Here is a 21,375-nt window from a genome sequence, read left to right as displayed (position 1 = left end):
TTGCTTTATAGTACAGAAGCAGTTGGGATATTATTCACTGCACGAATAATTCCCAACGGGTTTTCATTCTTTAATTCATCAGGTAACAAGCTGTTGCTCCAGTTTTGAAAAGCGATGGGCCTTGCAAAACGTTTAATGCCATCGGCACCAACACTTGTAAAACGACTGTCGGTTGTTGCAGGAAAAGGTCCACCGTGCTGCATACTCAAACAAACTTCCACACCGGTTGGTACACTGTTGAGAATAAAACGACCGCAGATATTTTTTACTGCTTCTACCAGTTCATCGTTTTGCAACATGTCATTTTCTGTTGCCATGAGTGTTGCTGTAAGCTGTCCTTCGAGATGTTGTGCCACTGCCAGCATTTCTTCTTTGCTGGCGCAACGGATAATAAGTGAATACGGACCAAACACTTCCTGGTGCAACACGGGATTGTTTAAAAACGCCTGTGCACTTGCAGTAGCCACAGTAGGTAATGCTTCGTTTTCTTTTACAGCAGTTTCACTTTCTGCAACCAAATGCACATCGTCCTGCAGCAACGCATTTCCTTTTTTCTCTTTGTACGCACTCACAATACCTGCATGCAACATAGGTGCAGGTTGTATTTTTTGTATCGCCTTACCCAGATCATGCGTGAAAGTTGTCAAGGCCTCACTTTCAATACCAATGATGAGACCGGGATTGGTGCAGAACTGTCCCACACCTAATGTAATAGAGCCTGCATACATATTTGCAATGTCTGTTGCAGAGGCAGCTAATTTTTCCGGCAACAGAAACACCGGATTCACACTGCCCATTTCTGCAAACACAGGAATCGGTTCTTTACGTTCATTGGCCCACTTGAACAATTGCATACCTGCTCCGTACGAACCGGTAAAACCAACTGCTTTTGTATGGGGATGCTGGATCAACGTTTTTCCAACCTCAATACTTTTTCCATACACATGTTGAAACACACCCTTCGGTAAATTGAGATAAGCCACTGCTTTGTGAATAGCATCTGCAACAATCTCCGATGTATGTTCATGCGCAGGATGTGCTTTAACAATTACCGGGCAACCTGCTGCTAATGCACAAGCCGTATCGCCACCGGCCGTTGAATAAGCAAAGGGAAAATTACTTGCACCATACACCACCACCGGACCAAGAGGTACGAGCATTTTTCGAATGTCTGGTTTCGGTGGAACTTTATCAGGCACCGCTGTATCAATTCTTGCTTCCAACCAATCACCCCGTTCGCATGCATCAGCATAACTGTTCAATTGAAAAATCGTACGGCCACGTTCGCCACGCAATCTTGCTTCGGGTAAATTGGTTTCACGCATGGCGACTGCAATTAAATGATCGCCGCAACTTTCCAATTCCTTTGCAATAGCACGCATCAATGCGGCTCTTTCCTTTAAACTTTTTTTGCGGTACACATGAAACGCATTCCATGCTTCCTGCATACATGCATTAATTTCCTGTACTGAAGTATCAGAATAACTCATTGTTCGTTTTTAGTTGTTTACAAAACAGGTCGTGCAGCGATACCGTCATTAATGATCTTCAAAATACGATCCCGCTCACTGCCCTGTAAAGTTAAACGAGGTCCACGAACATATTCACTTCCGATGCCTGTTTGTGTAGCCACCAGTTTAATATACTGCACCAGCTTCGGATGAATATCGAGTTCGAGCAAAGGCATGAACCAGCGATAGATTTTTGCAGCTTCTGCAATTTTGCCTTCTTTCACCAGGTTGTAAATCGTTACTGTTTCTTTCGGGAACGCACAAACCAATCCTGCTACCCAACCATCGGCACCTAAACACAATTCCTCCATTGCCAGCGTATCTACACCGCAAAGAATTTTTAAACGTCCGCCAAAACGATTGATCAATCGTGTTACATTCGTTACATCCCTGGTACTTTCTTTTACAGCAGTGATATTGCTGCACTCGATCAGCTCTTCAAACATATCGAGCGTAACATCAATTTTATAATCAACCGGGTTGTTGTAAATCATGATCGGCAAGTCGGTTGACTTCGCAATTGTTTTAAAATATTCCACTGTTTCCCTGTCATCACTTTTATAACGCATCGGCGGTAACAACATCAGTCCTGCTGCACCCCATGCTTTTGCATTGGCTGCCTGTTGCACTGCATCTTTGGTGGTACTCTCCGCAATATTCATGATCACCGGAATTTTTCCGTTGAGATAGTTGATTGCATGTTTGATGAGTTGTTCTTTTTCTGCAGCAGTGATGGTACTGGCTTCACCCAAGGAACCACCAATGATCACGCCATGCACACCGGCATCCAGTTGCGCCTGTAAGTTTTTTTCAAACATCGGCAGATCGATTTCCTCGTTCGCTGTAAACGGTGTAAGCAAAGCGGGGAACACCCCTTTCCATTCAAATGACATAGTAAATTATTTTTAACGAAAGTAACCGATACGATAAACAATCAAAAAGCCGTTCTTAGCGGATGCTTAACCGATTTTAACCTGAAATACGTTTACTTTTACAAAAAAGGTTCATATTGGCTAAAATATGAAGGTTGTACAGTTTACGATACCGGTTGCAGGCGACAGTTCCATTGTGGTGCAGGAAGATGTACTGCCGCATTTTTATGTGCATCTGCACAGGCATCAGGAAATCCAGATCACCTGGATCAAAGAAGGAACAGGTACACTGATCGCCGGGAATTATATGCAGCCGTTTCGTCCGGGAGATATTTATGTATTGGGAGCTAATCAGCCACACTTGTTCAAAAGCGATCCTGTTTACTTTGATAAGCGCAAGAAGAAAACGGTAGAAGCACTTTCGCTTTTTTTCAATCCAGCACAGTTTTATGAAACGGTGTTGGCCTTACCCGAAACAAAACCGATCCGTCGTTTTATTGAACAGACAACAACCGGCCTGAAAATTTCTGCAACAGCAAGTAAAAAAATTTTGACTGAGATGCAATTTGTACAACAGGCTAAACAAGGTTACCGGCTTTCAGCCTTTCTTCAATTGTTGCAAACACTCAGCAACAGCAAAGGCAACCGTGTGCTTTCATCTGCATCCAATGTGTACAGTATTTCCGATACAGAAGGTTTACGGATGAATGATGTGTACCGTTACACCATGGAGCATTATACCGAACACATTAGTCTGGAACAAATTGCTTCCGTTGCGCATCTAACCGTACAGGCTTTTTGCCGTTACTTTAAAAAGCATACCCGTAAAACCTATATCCGCTTTCTCAATGAAATACGCATCAACGAAGCTTGCAAAAAAATGACGGGCAATTCAGTCGTTGCCATTTCATCCGTTGCATACGAATGCGGCTTTAGCAGTGCGGTGAGTTTTAACCGGGTATTTAAACAGGTAACCGGTGTTTCGCCTTCCCGTTACATGGCCGATTACCGGCAGCAGGTAAACTGATGTACAGGCCGTCACTGCGAGGAACGAAGCAGTCTCCTTATAAGATTGCTTCGCAGGCTCGCAATGACGATCATTTTGAGAAATTGATTTCTGATGAATACCTATCTTTATCAAAGATTGTTTGCACATGGAAACTTACGGTAAGATTTTACTCATTGCCATGCCGGCTTTTTTATTGCTGGTACTTGGCGAAACATTGTATGGAGCGTGGAAGGGAAAACAAACCGTCCGCAACCTGGATATGATCTCAAGCCTCAGCAGCGGTATTACCAATGTTACGAAAGATGTATTGGGTTTAAGCATTGCCATCATCAGCTATGGATGGTTAGTTGATAAACTGGCGCTGGTACATGTGCAAAACAGCATCCTTACTTATATCATTGCATTTATTGCTTTGGACTTTGCCGGATATTGGGTGCATCGTTTGGATCATGAGTATAATTTTTTCTGGAACGCACACATCATCCATCACAGCAGTGAAGATTTTAATTTAGCCTGCGCCTTGCGGCAAAGTATTTCGGTTGTGTTCCGCATCTTTACCATCTTTTTATTGCCTGCTGCTTTATTGGGTGTACCGCCCATGGTGATTGCTGTTGTAGCACCCCTGCATTTGTTTGCACAGTTCTGGTACCATACACAACACATCAACCGAATGGGTTTCCTGGAAAAGATCATTGTTACGCCTTCGCATCATCGTGTGCATCATGCGATTAATCCCGAATATTTGGATAAGAACTACGGACAGATTTTTATTTTCTGGGATAAATGGTTTGGTACTTACCAGGAAGAGTTAGCCGATAAACCACCGGTGTATGGTATTACACGCCCGGTGCAAACATGGAACCCCATCAAAATAAATTTCATGCATTTGTGGCTGATGATAAAAGATGCCTGGCATACCAAAAACTGGAACGATAAATTCCGCATCTGGATAATGCCCACCGGCTGGCGCCCTGCAGATGTTGCCGAAAAATTTCCTGTGCACAAGATCAATGATGTGTACCACATGCAGAAGTACGATACCAAAGCCTCTCCTTCCCTGCATGTATGGAGTTGGGTGCAGATAACGATGGCCTTATTATTCATCAGTTATCTTTTTGGCAATATTGCGCCCATCAACACACTCAATGCCTCATATATTTATGTCTATGGTTTGTTTGTGTTCCTGAGTGTGTACGCTTACACCGAACTGATGGACCGGAATAAATATGCCATCGTTTGGGAAATCATTAAAAACAGTTTGGGCATTGCTATCATTCTGCAAACCGGCGATTGGTTTGGCGCAACAGCACTAAGTCCGTTCATTAAATATGGCGTTGGTGCTTACTTTCTACTCTCTACAATTGTTACGCTCTGGTTTGTGATGAAGCATGCGAAGGAAGATGAAAGGGTGATGGCGGTGGCGTGATGAAGCAAGAATGCCTCCACTCATCCGCTTTTCCATCCATTCATCTTTCAGGCAAAAAAAACTTACGAAGGTCATGCAACAAAATGCATGACCTTCATACTTTATAGTATAAAACCATTGAACCTGTCAACAATCATCACATCTGCAGAAGAATTAGTGCAGCAATGCCTCAGCGGCGATGCAACGGCGTATAGGGCCCTGTACGAACGTTATGCAAAGGCTATGTATAATACAGTTTTGCGTATCGTAAACCGTACCGATGATGCAGAAGATATTTTACAGGAAGCATTTACCGATGCGTTTCAGCAACTCGGTTCGTTTGAAGGACGATCAACCTTTGGTGCATGGCTGCGGCAGATTGTGGTGTACAAAAGCATTGCACACCTGAAAAAACAAAAGCTACACTTGAACGGACTGGAAACGGATGCTGAAAATATTGCCGATGAAGCTCCAATAGACGAAGATGAAATCTGGTATAGTGTAGAGAGTATTAAACAGGCCATGCAAAAGTTGCCCGATGGCTATCGAACTGTATTGAGTCTGCATTTAATTGAAGGATACGAACAGGAAGAAGTTGCAAGTATAATGCAACTCGCCCATTCAACTGTACGCACACAATACATGCGTGCCAAACAAAAATTAGTACAACTGTTAAAACAGGAAGTATATGAGCAGTAACCTGGAAAAATTTGTGAACCGGAACCGTAGCGAGTTTGATACCGAGCATCCAAGCAATGATGTGTGGAAAAAAATTGAGCAAACCATTCCGTTAAAAAAGAAAGAAGCAAAAGTTTTTTCGCTGAGAGACATATATAAATTCTCGGCAGCAGCAGCGGTATTGTGCATCGTATTAACATCGGTGTATTTTATTTATATCCGCAGCCAGAGGAATGACAATGCCACTGTTGCAGAAGCCGGCAAGAATGTTTCGCCGCTAAAAGGAATTACACCCGAATATGCTGCAGAAGCAAAGCAGGTATTCAATGCCATTGAAACACGACAGGAAGAATTAAAAGAAGCAACAGCTGATAACCCCGAACTATACAAACAGTTTTTAAGCGATCTGCAACTGCTCGACAGTACTTACAATATGCTGCAACGGCAGGCTGCACAAACAGCTAATAAAGATGTGATCATGAAAGCGATGCTGCAAAATCTGCAACTGCAGGCAGAGTTGTTGTACCGCCAGCTGATGATCACCAACGACATCAAAAAACAAACAAAACAAAACAACGAATTACCCAACGGATAACTGTTGGTGCATTCACCTTACATCACTCAAAAAAATTAAGCATGAACTTATCATTGAAATCCTTCACCGGAATAGTATTGCTGTTCCTTACACTGCAGGCAACTGCACAACAAAACGAACAGAAACCTGAGCGTAAGCGTTACGAACATGTAAAAGAACGTACGGTTTCTAAAACCTATTCAGCTTCCGGCGCTTCGCTGAATATTGAAAACAGCTTCGGTGATGTTACGGTTACTACCTGGAATAAAAACGAAATCAAAGTAGACATCCACATCGAAGCAAGTTCCAGCGATAAAGAGATGGCGGAGAAAATGTTCGAAAACCTCGATGTAACCGAAAGCAAGGATGGTAATGAAATAAAATTCAAAACCACTACCAGCAAAAACAAAAACGGCAACATCAACTGCAAAAACTGTAAAGTAAGCATGAACATTACGTACACTGTTCAGCTGCCTGCATCTGTTCCGTTAAAGATTGAAAACTCATTTGGGGCAATCACTATTCCCGATTACAATGGTGCGGTGTCATTGGTTAGTAAGTTTGGTTCGTTAACAGCAGGCAACCTTGCATCCATTCAAAAACTGGAAGTAGAGTTTGGCAAAGCCAATCTGAAGAACATCAACAATGCCAATACATCGTTTAAGTTTTCAACTGTATCCATCGAAAATATGAAGGGGGACAATAAAATAAACCTTTCGTTCTGCAGCAGCAGCCGGATTGCAATTGACAACGATGTTACTTCTTTACAGCTGAACGAATCGTACAGCACAGTTAACCTCAAGCCTTCCTCTGATTTTTCGGGTACCTACAATATCAGAACAAGCTTTGGTTCTGTAACCGACCGCAGCAATGCCAATATTAAACGTACGGACACACCTGATAAATATGGTCCTGACTCCAACCGCAGTTACGAAGGCCGTTCGGGTTCTGGCTCTTCAAAAGTTGAAGTAAAATCGAGCTTTGGCAAAATCATCATTGGCCAGGCAACTGAACAGGATCTGAAAGAAAAAAAGAAAGAAAAGAAAAAAGAAGTGATCTGATAAAGCCTTTTTCTCATGTTGATTGATTCAAGCCCTCCTGATTCTTCGGGAGGACATACACCGGTTTCTTAATTCCGTTTAAGATAACAGCTAACCTTATCATCGTTCCCCTTCTGCTTTGCCGAAGGGGATTTTTTTCAATCCATTATTCCTTCTTATCTTTTCCGGCACTTTCTACATTCTACCTGCATGCTTAATTTTCGTGACAATGAACAGGCTTTCCGGGATTTCATCACACAGCACCAGCCAAGGGTGTACAACACGGCGTTGAACCTGTTGCAGAATGCAGAAGATGCAGAAGAAATTACTCAGGATGTGTTTATTGAGGCCTGGAACAAAGCCCATACATTTAAAGGTGAAGCACAGGTAAGCACCTGGCTCTACCGCATCGCCATTAACAAAAGCATCGATCATTTGCGGAGCAAGAAGCGGAAAAAACGGTTTGCGTTTTTAACCAGTCTTTTCCACGATAGTGGCGAACCCATCAGCGATGCAGGCGATTTTGTGCACCCCGGCGTGGTAACCGAAAACCGGGAAAAGGCCGCTATCCTGTACAAAGCCATTGATAAACTACCCGAAACACAGAAAATTGCCTTTTTATTGAGCGAAACAGCCGGCCTCAGTTATGCAGAAATTAGCGAAATTACAGGTAGTTCGGTCTCATCAATCGAGTCGATGCTGTTCCGGGCACGCAAAAACCTGCGGGGCATGTTGGCCGATTTTTATAAAAAAGAAGGATAATCGCAAGTTTTTTACATACAGAACGTCAAAATAACGAGACATGAAGAAAAATCAGGAACAATGGGTTGATGACATACTGGGCAGTTTGCAGGGAATGCAAGCGGCAGAGGGCAATCCACACCTGCATACCCGTGTAATGGCCCGTTTACAACAGCAGCTGCCCGACAGGCAACCTGTGCAGTTAAAATGGGTGTATGCCATGGCCGGCATCTTTACCATCATGCTTTTACTGAATGTACTGGGCTGGAGCAACAACTCATCCAAAAGTACCACCGGTGTTGACATTGAAACGGTACTTAACGAATACAATACTGATAATTCTTACACGTCTTTACCCTGACAGCTTAGATTATGAACAAAACAAAATTCCTCACCGTACTTGTAGTATTACTACTGGCCCTGAACGCCGTGACGTTGTATTTTGTTTGGGGTAAACGTTCCGATGATAAACATCGTGGCGGTGGCCGTCCGTATTCTGAATACATCAGTAAAAAGCTCAACTTCGATGCACAGCAAACCGAAGAGCTGAAGAAACTGAGAGATGCACACAAAGCCGAACTGGAAGCCTTACGCAACGAAGACAAACAAATACAGGATGCAAAGTTTAAGCTGTTGAAAGACGGAAGCAGCGACAGCCTCTTGCTCGACTCGCTCACCAACTTATCTGCTGCCAACAAAAAGAAATTTGAACTGGCCTTTCATAAACACTTTATGCAGATACGTGCCTTGTGCAAACCCGAACAGGTAGAATTATTTAAGAAAACGATTGAAGAAATGCAGAAGAGAAGAATGCCGCCGCAAGGTGGAAGAGAACGTAGACCCTAAGTCCTTTGCAACAGACGATCGATACCATTAACCAGCCATATGCCCCAATCCACAACCCGCATCACTTTTGCTGCCGTTACATTTTGTATGTTGCTTGTATTTGCAGAAGCATGCAAAAAAAAGAACGAGCCCGCTGCCGACAGCAATGCCTTAGCAGCATTAAATCTCCCGGCAGAACCTTTCAACTACAGCAACCAACCCTTACCGGCGTATTTAAATAACCCCGTTATTACCGGGCAAAACAATACCGATGCAACGAACCCTGTAACCAATTGGGGCGCCACACTTGGCCGTGTTTTGTTTTACGATAAAGTTTTATCGATCAATAACAGTGTAGCCTGTGCAAGTTGTCATAAACGTGAAAACAGTTTCAGCGATGCCAGCGTATTAAGCAAGGGTTTTAATAACGGACTCACCGGCCGACATTCCATGTCGCTCATTAATGCGGTGTATTATCCCAACCGCCGTTTTTTTTGGGATGAACGTGCAGCCACATTGGAGCAGCAGGTACTGATACCCGTACAGGATGTTGTTGAAATGGGCATGCGTTTAGATACCCTGATCAACCGGCTCAACAAGACAACGCATTACCCGTATTTATTTGAAAAAGCATTTGGCGACCGAAGCATCACTTCCGATCGTATTTCAAAATCGTTGGCTCAGTTTATACGCTCCATCATTTCGTACCGCACAAAGTTCGATACAGGAAGAGCAACCATTAACCCGCCGGCCAATCCTGTAGCAACTAACTATCCCAATTTTACTGCAGCAGAAAACAGAGGTAAGGCTTTGTTCTTTAGTGCGCAAACGGCTTGTGCAACCTGCCATGGTACCGAAACATTTACGGCGCCACGTGCAGAAAACAATGGACTTGAATCACCTATTGTTGATAGAGGTGTGGGCGGCATCAGCAACAATGCTGCCGATGCAGGTAAGTTTAAAGTGCCTTCATTAAAAGGCATTGAACTGACTGCTCCGTACATGCACGACGGACGCTTTACCACACTGCAACAAGTAATTGAACATTATAACAGTGGTATAAAGTTGAACCCCAACCTGCCGCCTCAATTACGCACAGCAGACGGTACAGGACCACGACGCTTAAACCTTACACAACAGGAAAAAGATGATCTGCTGGCTTTCTTAAAAACACTGACCGATCATGCCATTTTAAAAGACGATAAATTTTCGAACCCATTCAAATAAATAAAAAAGCCCCGTTTTACAACGGGGCTTTTTTTATGTAAGAATTTTAAGCAACAACTTCGCCTTCCAGATCGTAGTCAAATGCTTTGGTAATTTTTACGTTTACAAATTCACCAATCTTCAACCGCTTATCGGTTTGGATGATCACTTCGTTATCTACTTCCACCGAATCAAATTCGGTACGACCTAAATAACGACCTGCTTCTTTTTTATCAACGATTGTTTTAAATGTTTGTCCCACTTTTTCCTGGTTCAACTCAAAAGAAATTTCCTGCTGTACACCCATAATTTCCTGTGCACGGCGTTCTTTTTCTTCAGCAGGTACATCATCCACCAAATCAAAACCACTGGTGCCTTCTTCATGACTGTACGTAAAAATGCCCACACGGTCGAAACGTTGTTTCTGTAAAAAGAGTTTTGTTTCTTCAATATCATCGAGCGTTTCACCGGGGAAGCCTGCAATTAAAGTTGTACGCAAACAAAGACCGGGAACTTTTTCACGCACTGCAGCAATTAACTCTTCTGTTTCTGTACGAGTAATCTGACGGCGCATGGCTTTCAGCATATTATCGCTGGCATGCTGCAACGGCATATCGAGGTAGTTACAAATATTGGGGCGTTCACGCATGACATCCAATACATCTAACGGAAACTTGTGCGGATAAGCATAATGCAAACGGATCCATTCCAACCCTTTTACATCGGCTAAACGATTCATCAAATCGCCCAGCATCCGTTTCTTGTACAGATCCAAACCGTAGTATGTCAGTTCTTGTGCAATCAACATCACTTCTTTCACACCTTTCTTCACCAAACCTTCTGCTTCTTTCACCAGGTCGTCCATGCTTTTGCTTACATGCTGTCCACGCATGAGCGGAATAGCACAAAACGCACAGGTACGGTTACATCCTTCGCTGATTTTTAAATACGCATAATGCGAGGGTGTTGCCAGCAAACGTTCACCTACCAGTTCGGTTTTATAATCGGCCTCAAACTGTTTTAAGATCATGGGTAATTCCATGGTACCATAAAACGCATCCACCTCGGGTATTTCTGCTTCCAGGTTGTTTTTATAACGTTCGCTTAAACAACCGGTAACAATTACTTTATCCAGTTTACCTCTGCGCTTTAATTCTACCTGGTCGAGAATGGTATTGATGCTTTCTTCTTTTGCCTTGTCAATAAAGCCACAGGTATTTACAATTACAATGTTATGATCACGCTTGCTGCTTTCGTGCACCACATCAATTTCATTTGCCAGTAGCTGGCCACTCAGCACTTCACTATCCACCATATTCTTACTGCAACCGAGTGTAATGATGTTGACTTTATCCTTCTTTAAGGTCTTACTCTTCATTGTCGTATTTATTTTTTGGAAGGTAAAAGCTGTTGCTGTCTTGCATTGCATCAGCCAACCGAAGCCGCAAAGGTAACAGATTCAGGCAGAAAGGAAACATCAGAACAGGGTTTGTTAAAGTTTGGCATGGTTTTTACAAGCCATGGTTATTCTAAAACTCACATGTATGAAAAAACTTATCATGGCCTCTCTTATCCTTGCAGCCTGTACAACGTTTGCAAGCGCACAATCAAAAGGAAGCAGTTACAAAACAGCATTGGGTGTAAAATTTTATCCCGGTGCAGGTATTACGCTGAAGCATTTTGTTGATAAAAATGCATTGGAAGGTATTGCCTATTTCTGGAGAGATGGTGTTCGTATAACAGGCTTATACGAGTTTCATGGAAACATTAACGGAGCGCCCGGTTTAAAATGGTATGTTGGTCCCGGTGCACACGTTGGCTTCTGGAATAACCGTTATTGGGATCGTTACTACCCCGGTTACAGAGGTGGCGCATTAATTGGTATTGATGGTGTATTAGGTTTGGATTATAAATTCAACGGTGCGCCTATTAACATGTCCATCGACTGGCAACCATCGTTTGAATTTGGCGATTATGGTGGTTTTTCGGGCAACTGGGGCGGTATCGCTTTACGCTACACGTTCTAACCGAAAGTTATCTTATGGCGGTAGTAAAAGGATACACTTAAACAGCTGAATTAAGTTTGAGTGTATCCTTTTCAGTGTTTAGTTTTATAACAGCAATGAACGTATACCCTATAAGAGAACCATATAATTCACATCCTCTGAAAGACTAATGATCTCTAATCTTATGGAATATCGGCGATAATCCGCCTATCCCTTGAAAACTTCCCGAAACGGAAGTTTTTCTTTTTTATACCCCACCTCTTCTTCTTACACAAACTTTGGTTCTGTGAAATCTGTTTCTTTGTATAAAGAAATGCTTTTTCATGATCGATAATTACCAGATAGCCGACCGTTTTTCCTTGCTCAGCAAACTCATGGATATTCATGGCGAAGATGCGTTTAAAGCAAAAACATACGCCGCCGCTGCATTTAATATTGAAAAGCTTCCTGTGCAGTTGGCCGAAACAGAGCCTTCCAAAATTTCTACCTACAAAGGCATTGGTGCAAGCACCGCTAAAAAAGTTATAGAGATTTTACAGACTGGTGAATTACAGGCGCTGAACGATTTGATTGCACGCACACCAGCCGGTGTTATTGAAATGCTGCAGATAAAAGGGATTGGTCCGAAAAAAATATCCACTATCTGGAAAGAAATGGAAATTGAAAGCATTGGTGAATTACTGTATGCCTGCAACGAAAACCGTTTGCTGCTGTTTAAAGGCTTTGGCGAAAAAACACAGCAGAATGTCAAAGAATCGATTGAATTTTTTCTGCAGCACAAGGATATTCATTTGTATGCCGATGTGGAAGCGTATGCACTGGCAGTTGACAACAACCTGCGTACGCATTTTACCGATTACCGTTTTGAACTAACGGGTGAGTTCAGACGACAGCTGGAAATCATACATCAGCTGGAATGGGTAACCACGGCACCTGTTACTGCATTACTGCCTGTATTCAGCAATCATAATTTTGAAATAAAAGAACAGAGCGATGTTTTTCTTTCGGTGAAAGGACCGGAGAATATTACACTGCAGTTTCATATAACAACAGCCGATGCATTTGGCAGTACCTTGTTTCAAACATCGGCAGCTGAAGCATTTTTAAACGCCTGGGGCCAAGTACAACCTGCAGCTGAAGAACAAGTGTTGTTTGAAGAAAAAGGCATTGCTTACATCCCCTCCTGTTTGCGTGAAGAATACAATGCAGAACCGGTAAATGATCTCATTGATGTGAAATCGATCAAAGGCATTATCCACAGCCACAGTAACTGGAGCGATGGTGGAGAAACCATTGAAACCATGGCCCGCCATGCGCAGGAACAAGGTTTTGAATATTTGGTGATCAGCGACCACAGCAAGAGCGCCGGCTATGCCAATGGTTTAAGTGTAGAGCGAATCGAAGCACAGCACCAGTACATTGATGAGCTGAACAGCAAGCTCAACGGCTTCCGCATTTTTAAAAGTATTGAAGCCGATATTTTAGGTGATGGTTCGCTGGATTATGATGATGATACATTGGCAAGTTTTGATTTAGTAATTGCATCGGTACACAGCAATTTAAAAATGAACGAAGATAAGGCAATGATGCGTGTATTGAATGCGATTGAAAATCCCTACACCACCATCCTCGGTCACATGACGGGACGATTGTTATTAAGCCGTGCCGGCTATCCACTCGATCATAAAAAAATTATTGATGCCTGTGTGGCCAACAGTGTGGTGATAGAACTGAACGCTCACCCCCGTCGGTTAGATATTGACTGGCGCTGGATCCCTTATGCATTAGACAAAGGCGCTATCCTCTCCATTGACCCCGATGCACATGAGCTGAGTGGTTACAACGATATTAAGTACGGTGTACTGGCCGCACAGAAAGGCCGCTTAACCAACAGTCGTAACCTCAGCAGTTTTTCGTTACGTGAGTTTGAAGAATATATTATGGATGTACGGATGGAAAAAGGGATATGAGTTGAGGCAATTATGCAACCAACAATCTAAAAAGCGCATATAGCAACTGATGAAATTCAAAGAATTAGAAATTTCAAAATTTGCTCAGGGTTGAGTATATTAATGTGTTGGTGGTCATTCTAAAATGACGGTACTTCATTGAAAGAACTGCAAAAAGGACGACAATTTTAATTACATTCGAGAGATGAACTTAAAGGAAAAAAACAAGTATAAATCAGACTTCAAAAAGGAGCTTGATATGTTTGCGGACAAGCTCGAAAAATACGTTTCCACCGACAATGGCGACTGGACGGTAAAAGGCTTTATTGACGTTTACAAAAACATCTATACGATTTCTTCTGACACCAAAATCGTTTCAAAAATTCTTGAAATACACATCTTTCCGCAAATCTTGCAGTTTGCCGACAGCATCGGTTACAAAATCATTCTTGCCGAAAAACAAAATTGGTATCCTGACTTGACTTTCGTTAAAAAGGATAATGAAGAAGTAAAATTTGCACTTGATATAAAAACCACTTTCAGACGAAACGATAAAACTGCTGGTTTTACACTTGGCAGTCACGGTGGTTATTTCAAAGAGCGAGATAAGGACAAGAACATTCAGTTTCCCTACAATCAATATACAGGACATTATTGTTTAGGTGTTATTTACACTCGGACAGATGTTTCAGACGACCTTGCAGAAACAGAAATTTATCAAGTTCAGGAACTTCAAGAAGAATATGAAACTCCAAAGAAAAAAGTTGGCGAGCGTTCAGTTACGACAGTAAAGAACTTAAAATCCATTACTTCGGTAATTAAGGACTTTGACTTTTTTGCAGCAGAGAAATGGAAAATTGCAAGCGACAAACAAGGTTCGGGAAACACAGCAAACATTGGTTCTATTTTCGACATTGACGACCTGAAAAATGAAAATGGAATTTTCAGCAAGTTAGGTGAAGAATGGTTTGACGAATACTGGATAAATCACGGTTCGGCTATAATAGTAAAAGACGGAAAGCCGACTAAAATTACTACGCTTAAAGATTTCTTGGAGTTCAAGAACCGAAAAGAACTCCTATCTAAAATTGTTGCAAAAACTAAAGGGAATAAAACTCTTTCAAAGAAAGTTGCAGTTAAGAAATCAAGTAAAAAAACTGCCCTAAAGAAATTTCCAAAGAAAAAAGGAGGAAAGAAATGAGAGTAATCGTTCCGCCAATAAAAAGTCAGGGGATAAAAACCAAGTTAGTTCCTTGGATAATGGAACTTGCCCCAAAAGTTTCGGGCAAATGGATTGAGCCATTTCTTGGAACTGGTGTAGTTGCTTTTAATTCGGGTTACAAAAAAGCTATTCTCAACGACACTAATCCGCACATTATCAATTTTTACAAGAGTATTCAAGACAAGACAATAACTGCACCTTTAATGAAACAATATCTCGAAAGAGAAGGTGAGTTATTGAGCAAAGCCGAGAATAACGGCTACGAACATTACTTGAAAGTTCGGACACGTTTTAATAGCGGAGAGTTTTCACCCTACGATTTTATTTTCCTTTCAAGAGCGGGTTTCAACGGAATGATGCGATTTGGCAGCAAGGGAAATTGGAACATTCCATTTTGCAAAAAACCAGACCGTTTTGCACAAGCGTACATCACTAAAATAACAAATCAGGTTTCGACAGTTTCACAAGTCATACAGCCAGAACCAAAATGGACTTTTCACAATAAATCGTTTGCTAACATTATTCCTCTTGCGACAGGGAACGACATTATCTATTGCGACCCACCGTATTTCGGCAGACATGTTGACTACTATAACGGCTGGACAGAACAAGACGAAGAACTTTTATTCAATTTACTTTCCGAAACAAAAGCAAAATTTATTCTTTCTACTTGGCATCACAACGACTGGAGAGAGAACGAAATGATAAATAAGTTTTGGAGCCGGTTCAACATTGTAACTAAAGACCATTTTTATCATAACGGTGGCAACATTGAGAACAGGCGGACAGTTGTTGAAGCTTTAGTTTGCAATTTCGATACTGATAATTTTGAAACCCACAATCACGGAATGAAAGTGCAAACCCCACCTGAACAATTAGCAATACACTGGGGCGAATGAGAAGAAGAGCTACCTCCAACATAAACTGTTTAAAAAAGCAAGTGAAATCTTGTTTTTTCCTTCGCAGGCGAGTCTGGTACAACCGACTCGCCTTTTGACAAACAAAAAGTAAATGAAAAGCAAAAAGAGCATCTACCTCATTGTAGCCATCTCATTGTTCGTGGGGCTTTTGCATTTTGTGACCGGGCCCGGTTACCAGGGGCCTTTCAAACAATTTGTGCACGGTTATTTAATTGATCTGTTACTTCCCCTCAATCTTTACCTGTTACTGCAGCTGTCGTTACGGAAAAAACTTTCTGTTCTTCACTCCAGAGCTATTGCAGCAGTTGCTACTTTTTCATTCGGTGTTTTTGTTGAGTTGCTGCAATTGAACAATATTCATTTGTTTGGAAACACGTACGATCCATTGGATATTTTCATGTACGGAGCCGGCGTGGGCCTTGGTCTTCTTCTTGATCTCACAATTACCAGCAGGTTTGAAAAACTGGAAAAATAACTGACCTGTTTTTACACTGCAGCGTCTCCCCAGCAGTACAGCTGCATCTTTTGTCCCTCAACTAAAAATATTTTGAAATTCAGCTTCTATGCATTTACTTTGTATTTCAAAGTACTTTTAATTTAAATTCATGCAATCGAAAATTCTTTCCAGGCTAAAAACATTCAGGTTGCTTTCCATCATCTTATTGCTGCTGGGCGCCGCCCTGTTAGCATTTATGGTTACAGTGGAAGGAGAACCCGGAGCAATCCCTTTGTTTTTATGCTTAACAGGAATTCTATCCTTTCTATTTATTCAAAAGAAAATCAACGCTCATGCCGGTTAATTCTGCCATAATGAAACACAAAAGATTACTTATCATTTTCACCACTGCAGCAATACTGTTAACAATTCCGTTTATCGGTATGCAGTTTACAAACGAAGTCAACTGGAGCATCGCCGATTTCGCCCTTATGGGTGTAATGTTATTTGGAACGGGAGCACTCATTGAACTTACATTGAGAATGGTAAAGACAACGAGAAACAGATTGATTGTTTGTGCAGTTCTTGTCATCCTGTTTTTACTCACCTGGGCAGAACTGGCAGTGGGTATTTTCGGGTCGCCGTTTGCAGGTAATTAAAGCTACCGGTTGCACAGTCATCATGTTGATGTGCTGACTAAGAGCAGGTTTAAAAACCGTCCACAATAAAGCGCAAGCCGCAAAAAAAATCACAACGCATCCAATACTTCCAATGCTTTTTTGCGGAACACTTCTGTAGAAGGGGCAGACTTGTTGCTTGCTTTATAGTTGATCAAAAAGCGATTCATCTGCTGATAATATGTTTGATGCAGAAAGTACAAGGGCATTCTTTCGCCCTGCTCGTTAATGAGCGACATTTGTTTGGACTCACCGTTGGTTTCGTATTCGTTGTTATACATCTGCCAATGCAAGGCGAAGGGCAAGTTGAGTTCCAATGAAATCTTCATGATCTCTTTTGTTTCATTGTACTGCTTGGTAAATGATTCGGGCTTATTGCTGTTGGCATGATAACCGTATTCGCCGATATACACTCTGCGTGAAAACGGCAGTCCTTCTTTCGGCTGCAATTGTTTTTCGAGGTAGTTGAAAATACTCTTCAACTGTTCTTGCTTTTCACTGTAGGTTCTGTTCTTGATGGCTTCGTAACTGCTGTACGAAACCAGGTCCACATTTACATACGGCAATACGCTGCTGGCAATGCAAGGCTCACCTTTCATACCTTTCAGCACCAGGTTTACTTCGATGTAGTGATAGAGCTGAACATTTTTTGATGCAACTGCTTTCTTTGCATCATCAACTGATTTTTGTCTTATCTGAAACCACTTCGTCATGTTTTGCAGGTGCTCCTGTGGTGGAGCTGCTGTGCGGTTGTAATCGGGCAATAAAAGCCAATCGCCTTCCCAGTTGCCGATCAAAAATGTTTTACCGGAATTGTTGTAGGTCTTCAACAGGTAGGTAGCAAAATCAAACATCTCATCATACAAACGTTTCTCCTGTTCGGCATTAATACCTTTCTTCCAATTGATACCGGTGATGGTATGTACCCACATAAAAATGTATTTGAAATCCATATCAACTACTTTCTTATATTCCGGCGAAGCATTGAATAACTGTAATGTAGTAGACGGTTGCTGATCGATGGTTAATCCATAACTTTTCGGAGAGTTGGCGCCCAACGAAATTTTCAGCATATTCGAACCCATACCCCGCACATGCTTTGCCTGTTCCAGCAGTTTAGAGTCGTTTGTAAACTGGTACTTGCCGCCAATGGTATTCGTGCCCAAAATAAAATTATAAGGCTCCATCGGTTTAATGCTATCGTATTGAATTGTCTTCTGGGCTTGTGTAACAGTAAACAGCAATACGAAAAGAGAAGTTATAACAGACTTGATCATGTGATTAGTTTTTAATGGATACAGTTCCTGTAAGATTATAACCGGCTACTTTTATTTCTTTGATTGCTTTTGTATCAACAGGTGCAAGCAAAATGGTTTTCTTTTCGCCGGGGAGTAATGTAAAATATCCGTCGCTGAAATAAGCCGGCAGTACAATTTGTGCTGCGTTATCCAGTGCATCCAACTTGATACCAACAGCAGGATGTTTGGTTTTATTTTCCAGTTCAATTTTGATTTGTCCGTTTGCAAGACGTGTTGCTTTCGATGAAAGCGTTACAACAGGCAACTGGTTGAATGCTTTAAAATGACCTGTTGCTGTATTGGCTTTCCAGTATTCATTGGCAGCAAGCACATTTCCCTTTTTGTCTGTTATGGAAAGACGTACCAAATAATTAGCAGGCAAGCTGGCTTCATCCAATGTTGCTGTAAACACATCGGCTTTTGCATTTGTCTGAATAGCAAGAGGAGCAGTTTTGTTTTGCAACAGTTTTCCATCCATTGTGTATACCTGCATCACAGCCATTGCATCTTTCACGTTGTTTAACGAAGTATTCACGGCAATTACCTGGTTGTTGTGCAGGTTCAGTTGAATATGCAAAGGCTCGCATCCTTTTTTTGAACCGTAAAACGAACCATGCGTTTGAAAATCCCATGAATAGGTTTGCCAGATCATGCTTGGCCATGCAGGATGACTCATCCACAGCAATACGCCACTACTGTTGTTCCATAATTTGTTATTCCATGCTTCAAAGATGGATCTGTGACTGTCGTAATTAATGAGTTGAATCTTGCGGTTAAAATCATCAAGACTATTCGACACTCCATACAAACTGTCTGCTGTATGCAGATAGCCCTCGAGATTTTGATTATTGGTGTGCAGATCATGGTAGTGCCACACATCATTGATGGGCCATTGATCTTCCGGTGCTATAAACTTGCGAATGGTACTAGCTTCAGGAACAGAGAACGTACCGATCTCCGTTGTAAAACCATCGCCTTGTTTGCTGAAATAATCTTTGTTGTTGACGAAGAAATGCCAGGGACCACTTTGCCGCAGATTGATTTCTCTTGAATTACCAATGTAATGCCGTGTACCATCTTCTTTTGCAACTTGTGTTGCCAGATCGTTTTCAATACCTGCCGGTGCATAGCCTTCGTTTCTCGGACACCAGATCGCAATAGATGGATGATTGCGGTAACGCTTAATCATGTCTAAACTGTTGTCTAAAAACAATTGATCATCGCTTGGATTGAGATTGAAGCCTTCGGTACTTAACCAGAAATCATTCCACACCAACATACCGTATTCATCAGCCAGATCAAAGAAAACAGGTTCAGTGCTTTCACCTGTCCAGTTACGGATCATGTTGAAGTTTGCTTCACGATGCAAACGAAAAGCTGGTTCCAGATTTTCCCGGCTTACTTTTTTCATGGCATCATCTATACCCCAGTTGCCACCTTTGCAATACACGGCAACGCCGTTCACTTTAATCACCAAAAATGGATTGTCATTATCTGACAGCACTTGCATTTTTTCCGATGGAAATTCTTTACGCAGTGTAGGTATAAAAATTTTGTCCTTGAATGCACGGCGTTTTGTATAGTCTATGATGGGTTTATCTGTTCTACTATCTGTTGGGCTATATGCAAAACGCACCGCTTGCTTCTCTTCTGTATCGGCCATCAATTCATACGCATATTCCCTGATGCCAAAACGAAACTGTTTGATTTCTTCCAAGCCTTTTGCATCTGTTACTTTAATGGTAGCATTGTATAAATTCGGTAAGCCATAACCATTGGGCCACCACAAGCGTGGATTTTTTACGTTGAGTTGTGCCGCATCAGCAGGCGTAAATACAACAGGCAATGTTTGTCCCGGTGCCAGCTTTACTTTTTTAGATACAGCCACTCCTTCAAACGAAAAATGAATGGTTGCTTCCTGTGTTGTTGCGCTGTTGTTGATTACGGTTGTACGCAGTGTAACATTAGCGCTGGTTGTATTAGGCAACGGCAGATCAGTGATTACCTGCGGATCGGAAGAAGTGACACTGCCGGTGAATGAAAGTTGAACATCTTGCCAGATGCCCATGTTACGGTCTCTGATGCCGGGTATCCAATCCCATCCTTCTGTTGCAAAAAACGTGGGACCATCCAATGTATGTACACCGCCATTTTTCCCCATGCCGGATAATGCAGATTGTTCATCGGGTATGCCCGGATTATGCGGCGGTAATATTTGCACCAGCAACACATTGCGTCCGTTTGTTTTTAAATGATCTGTTACCTGAAACTTACCCCGGGTGAATGCGCCTTTGATATCGCCAAGCAAATGACCATTCAGCCAAACACGTGCTTTGTAGTTGATGCCGTTAAAACAAAGCCAAGCCAGCTTTCCATTTTCATTTTTTGGTGTTTCAAATGTTGTACGATACCACCACTCTTTGCGGCACAAAGAATCGGTGATAGCCATGTTGTTCAAACCGAAATAAGGATCGGGAAATTTTCCGGCTGCTACTAACGATGTTAACACTGTTCCCGGCACAACTGCATCGTACCAACCTTTGCTGTTAATGACTTCAGTAAACACAGATGGTGAACCTAACAGATTCGTCAGATCATCCGTTAACTCCCATCCACTGGCAAGACGATAGTTTGCATTACCCAACGCTGTTGCTTCACCTGCTTTTCCCGATCTTGGTTTTTCAACTGCAGTTTGAAACGGTGCTTTACCTTTTGGCAAAGTTTCTACCGGCTGTTTTTTGGTTAATCCAAAGTTGAGTTGCTTTTGTGCGAACAAATAACTCTTGCCAAACAGCAACAACACAATAAGAACAGCAACTCTTTTATTAGTAATCGCAAATAGTTTCATGAAAGAATGGTTCGATTTTTAAAGAATAATCATCAGATGACGATGCCTGATGGCTACGATACAACTATCGGAAGAATAGATTTTTGCTTTACCCTACGACAAAAAAACATACTCCTGAAAACAGCGAGTGAGAATATTCACGCATCATCGGTTGTGCG

At 42.0% G+C, this 21,375-nt stretch carries 21 protein-coding genes; 16 read left to right on the top strand and 5 right to left on the bottom strand.

All coding sequences use genetic code 11. From position 1 onward, the window contains the following. Positions 1–5 precede the first annotated feature (5 nt). Both IQ13_RS09580 and IQ13_RS09575 read right to left on the bottom strand, forming a co-directional pair. Positions 6–1,490, bottom strand: a complete 1,485-nt coding sequence (locus IQ13_RS09580; protein WP_144886120.1) for an aldehyde dehydrogenase (NADP(+)) — start codon at positions 1,488–1,490, stop codon at positions 6–8. Positions 1,491–1,507: 17 nt separating this feature from the next. Continuing rightward, entirely contained in the window at positions 1,508–2,404 is an 897-nt protein-coding gene (locus IQ13_RS09575) for a dihydrodipicolinate synthase family protein (RefSeq protein WP_144886119.1), read from the bottom strand. Between the two features lie 127 nt (positions 2,405–2,531). Between IQ13_RS09575 and IQ13_RS09570 the strand changes: the two genes are divergently transcribed. From IQ13_RS09570 to IQ13_RS09530, 9 genes are all read left to right on the top strand, one after another. After that, complete coding sequence (locus IQ13_RS09570) at positions 2,532–3,410, top strand: AraC family transcriptional regulator (RefSeq protein ID WP_144886118.1); 879 nt, start codon at positions 2,532–2,534, stop codon at positions 3,408–3,410. 127 nt (positions 3,411–3,537) lie between these two features. Continuing rightward, positions 3,538–4,818: a sterol desaturase family protein gene (locus tag IQ13_RS09565; protein WP_144886117.1), complete on the top strand. Its 1,281-nt coding sequence runs from the start codon at positions 3,538–3,540 to the stop codon at positions 4,816–4,818. Between the two features lie 87 nt (positions 4,819–4,905). Then, positions 4,906–5,496, top strand: a complete 591-nt coding sequence (locus tag IQ13_RS09560; protein ID WP_144886116.1) for an RNA polymerase sigma factor — start codon at positions 4,906–4,908, stop codon at positions 5,494–5,496. Further along, positions 5,486–6,070, top strand: a complete 585-nt coding sequence (locus IQ13_RS09555) for a hypothetical protein (RefSeq protein WP_144886115.1) — start codon at positions 5,486–5,488, stop codon at positions 6,068–6,070. Before IQ13_RS09560 ends, IQ13_RS09555 begins: the two co-directional genes overlap by 11 nt. Positions 6,071–6,111: 41 nt before the next feature. Beyond that, positions 6,112–7,110 (top strand): hypothetical protein, encoded by a 999-nt coding sequence (locus tag IQ13_RS09550; RefSeq protein ID WP_144886114.1) that lies wholly within the window; start codon positions 6,112–6,114, stop codon positions 7,108–7,110. A gap of 189 nt (positions 7,111–7,299) precedes the next feature. Then, complete coding sequence (locus IQ13_RS09545; RefSeq protein ID WP_144886113.1) at positions 7,300–7,851, top strand: RNA polymerase sigma factor; 552 nt, start codon at positions 7,300–7,302, stop codon at positions 7,849–7,851. 40 nt (positions 7,852–7,891) lie between these two features. Beyond that, positions 7,892–8,191 carry a hypothetical protein gene (locus IQ13_RS09540; RefSeq protein ID WP_144886112.1) on the top strand — a complete coding sequence of 100 codons (300 nt, stop codon included), beginning with the start codon at positions 7,892–7,894 and terminating at the stop codon, positions 8,189–8,191. 11 nt (positions 8,192–8,202) lie between these two features. Next, entirely contained in the window at positions 8,203–8,676 is a 474-nt protein-coding gene (locus IQ13_RS09535; protein WP_144886111.1) for a periplasmic heavy metal sensor, read from the top strand. A 39-nt stretch (positions 8,677–8,715) separates the two neighbouring features. Beyond that, positions 8,716–9,882: a cytochrome-c peroxidase gene (locus tag IQ13_RS09530; protein WP_199758216.1), complete on the top strand. Its 1,167-nt coding sequence runs from the start codon at positions 8,716–8,718 to the stop codon at positions 9,880–9,882. A gap of 46 nt (positions 9,883–9,928) precedes the next feature. Here the strand turns inward: IQ13_RS09530 and rimO are convergent, their stop codons facing one another. Then, complete coding sequence (rimO, locus tag IQ13_RS09525; RefSeq protein ID WP_144886110.1) at positions 9,929–11,239, bottom strand: 30S ribosomal protein S12 methylthiotransferase RimO; 1,311 nt, start codon at positions 11,237–11,239, stop codon at positions 9,929–9,931. Between the two features lie 166 nt (positions 11,240–11,405). Here rimO and IQ13_RS09520 point away from each other — a divergent pair, with 166 nt between their 5' ends. From IQ13_RS09520 to IQ13_RS09490, 7 genes are all read left to right on the top strand, one after another. Continuing rightward, entirely contained in the window at positions 11,406–11,888 is a 483-nt protein-coding gene (locus tag IQ13_RS09520; RefSeq protein WP_144886109.1) for a hypothetical protein, read from the top strand. Positions 11,889–12,190: 302 nt separating this feature from the next. Further along, on the top strand, positions 12,191–13,837 hold the full coding sequence (locus IQ13_RS09515) for a DNA polymerase/3'-5' exonuclease PolX (RefSeq protein WP_144886108.1): 1,647 nt from the start codon (positions 12,191–12,193) through the stop codon (positions 13,835–13,837). A 184-nt stretch (positions 13,838–14,021) separates the two neighbouring features. Then, positions 14,022–15,017, top strand: a complete 996-nt coding sequence (locus IQ13_RS09510; RefSeq protein ID WP_144886107.1) for a type II restriction endonuclease — start codon at positions 14,022–14,024, stop codon at positions 15,015–15,017. Beyond that, a complete protein-coding gene (locus IQ13_RS09505) occupies positions 15,014–15,937 on the top strand; it encodes a DNA adenine methylase (protein WP_144886106.1) in 924 nt (307 codons plus the stop codon). The genes IQ13_RS09510 and IQ13_RS09505 overlap by 4 nt, the downstream gene beginning before the upstream one ends. A 112-nt stretch (positions 15,938–16,049) precedes the next feature. Continuing rightward, complete coding sequence (locus tag IQ13_RS09500; RefSeq protein WP_144886105.1) at positions 16,050–16,433, top strand: hypothetical protein; 384 nt, start codon at positions 16,050–16,052, stop codon at positions 16,431–16,433. A 130-nt stretch (positions 16,434–16,563) separates the two neighbouring features. Then, a complete protein-coding gene (locus IQ13_RS09495; protein WP_144886104.1) occupies positions 16,564–16,758 on the top strand; it encodes a hypothetical protein in 195 nt (64 codons plus the stop codon). 10 nt (positions 16,759–16,768) lie between these two features. Next, on the top strand, positions 16,769–17,053 hold the full coding sequence (locus IQ13_RS09490; RefSeq protein ID WP_144886103.1) for a hypothetical protein: 285 nt from the start codon (positions 16,769–16,771) through the stop codon (positions 17,051–17,053). A gap of 89 nt (positions 17,054–17,142) precedes the next feature. Here the strand turns inward: IQ13_RS09490 and IQ13_RS09485 are convergent, their stop codons facing one another. Together IQ13_RS09485 and IQ13_RS09480 are read right to left on the bottom strand one after the other, a co-directional pair. Then, positions 17,143–18,348, bottom strand: coding sequence for a hypothetical protein (locus IQ13_RS09485; RefSeq protein ID WP_144886102.1), 1,206 nt, complete (start codon positions 18,346–18,348; stop codon positions 17,143–17,145). Positions 18,349–18,352: 4 nt separating this feature from the next. After that, positions 18,353–21,217 (bottom strand): glycoside hydrolase family 2 protein, encoded by a 2,865-nt coding sequence (locus tag IQ13_RS09480; RefSeq protein WP_144886101.1) that lies wholly within the window; start codon positions 21,215–21,217, stop codon positions 18,353–18,355. Positions 21,218–21,375 lie beyond the last annotated feature (158 nt).

Source organism: Lacibacter cauensis (genome assembly GCF_007830055.1).
Taxonomy (GTDB): Bacteria; Bacteroidota; Bacteroidia; order Chitinophagales; family Chitinophagaceae; genus Lacibacter; species Lacibacter cauensis.
The sequence above is the reverse complement of the archived record's forward strand: the minus strand, read 5'-3'. Positions and strand labels throughout refer to the sequence as shown.

What these genes read in the sequence shown, in the direction of transcription:
- IQ13_RS09565 (WP_144886117.1), top strand. Translation starts at nt 3,538, where the DNA reads ATGGAAACTTACGGTAAGATTTTACTCATTGCCATGCCGGCTTTTTTA.
- IQ13_RS09550 (WP_144886114.1), top strand. Translation starts at nt 6,112, where the DNA reads ATGAACTTATCATTGAAATCCTTCACCGGAATAGTATTGCTGTTCCTT.
- IQ13_RS09495 (WP_144886104.1), top strand. Translation starts at nt 16,564, where the DNA reads ATGCAATCGAAAATTCTTTCCAGGCTAAAAACATTCAGGTTGCTTTCC.
- IQ13_RS09505 (WP_144886106.1), top strand. Translation starts at nt 15,014, where the DNA reads ATGAGAGTAATCGTTCCGCCAATAAAAAGTCAGGGGATAAAAACCAAG.
- IQ13_RS09510 (WP_144886107.1), top strand. Translation starts at nt 14,022, where the DNA reads ATGAACTTAAAGGAAAAAAACAAGTATAAATCAGACTTCAAAAAGGAG.
- IQ13_RS09520 (WP_144886109.1), top strand. Translation starts at nt 11,406, where the DNA reads ATGAAAAAACTTATCATGGCCTCTCTTATCCTTGCAGCCTGTACAACG.
- IQ13_RS09535 (WP_144886111.1), top strand. Translation starts at nt 8,203, where the DNA reads ATGAACAAAACAAAATTCCTCACCGTACTTGTAGTATTACTACTGGCC.
- IQ13_RS09560 (WP_144886116.1), top strand. Translation starts at nt 4,906, where the DNA reads ATGACCTTCATACTTTATAGTATAAAACCATTGAACCTGTCAACAATC.
- IQ13_RS09500 (WP_144886105.1), top strand. Translation starts at nt 16,050, where the DNA reads ATGAAAAGCAAAAAGAGCATCTACCTCATTGTAGCCATCTCATTGTTC.
- IQ13_RS09555 (WP_144886115.1), top strand. Translation starts at nt 5,486, where the DNA reads ATGAGCAGTAACCTGGAAAAATTTGTGAACCGGAACCGTAGCGAGTTT.
- IQ13_RS09515 (WP_144886108.1), top strand. Translation starts at nt 12,191, where the DNA reads ATGATCGATAATTACCAGATAGCCGACCGTTTTTCCTTGCTCAGCAAA.
- IQ13_RS09540 (WP_144886112.1), top strand. Translation starts at nt 7,892, where the DNA reads ATGAAGAAAAATCAGGAACAATGGGTTGATGACATACTGGGCAGTTTG.
- IQ13_RS09545 (WP_144886113.1), top strand. Translation starts at nt 7,300, where the DNA reads ATGCTTAATTTTCGTGACAATGAACAGGCTTTCCGGGATTTCATCACA.
- IQ13_RS09485 (WP_144886102.1), bottom strand. Translation starts at nt 18,348, where the DNA reads ATGATCAAGTCTGTTATAACTTCTCTTTTCGTATTGCTGTTTACTGTT.
- IQ13_RS09580 (WP_144886120.1), bottom strand. Translation starts at nt 1,490, where the DNA reads ATGAGTTATTCTGATACTTCAGTACAGGAAATTAATGCATGTATGCAG.
- IQ13_RS09570 (WP_144886118.1), top strand. Translation starts at nt 2,532, where the DNA reads ATGAAGGTTGTACAGTTTACGATACCGGTTGCAGGCGACAGTTCCATT.
- IQ13_RS09530 (WP_199758216.1), top strand. Translation starts at nt 8,716, where the DNA reads ATGCCCCAATCCACAACCCGCATCACTTTTGCTGCCGTTACATTTTGT.
- IQ13_RS09490 (WP_144886103.1), top strand. Translation starts at nt 16,769, where the DNA reads ATGAAACACAAAAGATTACTTATCATTTTCACCACTGCAGCAATACTG.
- IQ13_RS09480 (WP_144886101.1), bottom strand. Translation starts at nt 21,217, where the DNA reads ATGAAACTATTTGCGATTACTAATAAAAGAGTTGCTGTTCTTATTGTG.
- rimO (WP_144886110.1), bottom strand. Translation starts at nt 11,239, where the DNA reads ATGAAGAGTAAGACCTTAAAGAAGGATAAAGTCAACATCATTACACTC.
- IQ13_RS09575 (WP_144886119.1), bottom strand. Translation starts at nt 2,404, where the DNA reads ATGTCATTTGAATGGAAAGGGGTGTTCCCCGCTTTGCTTACACCGTTT.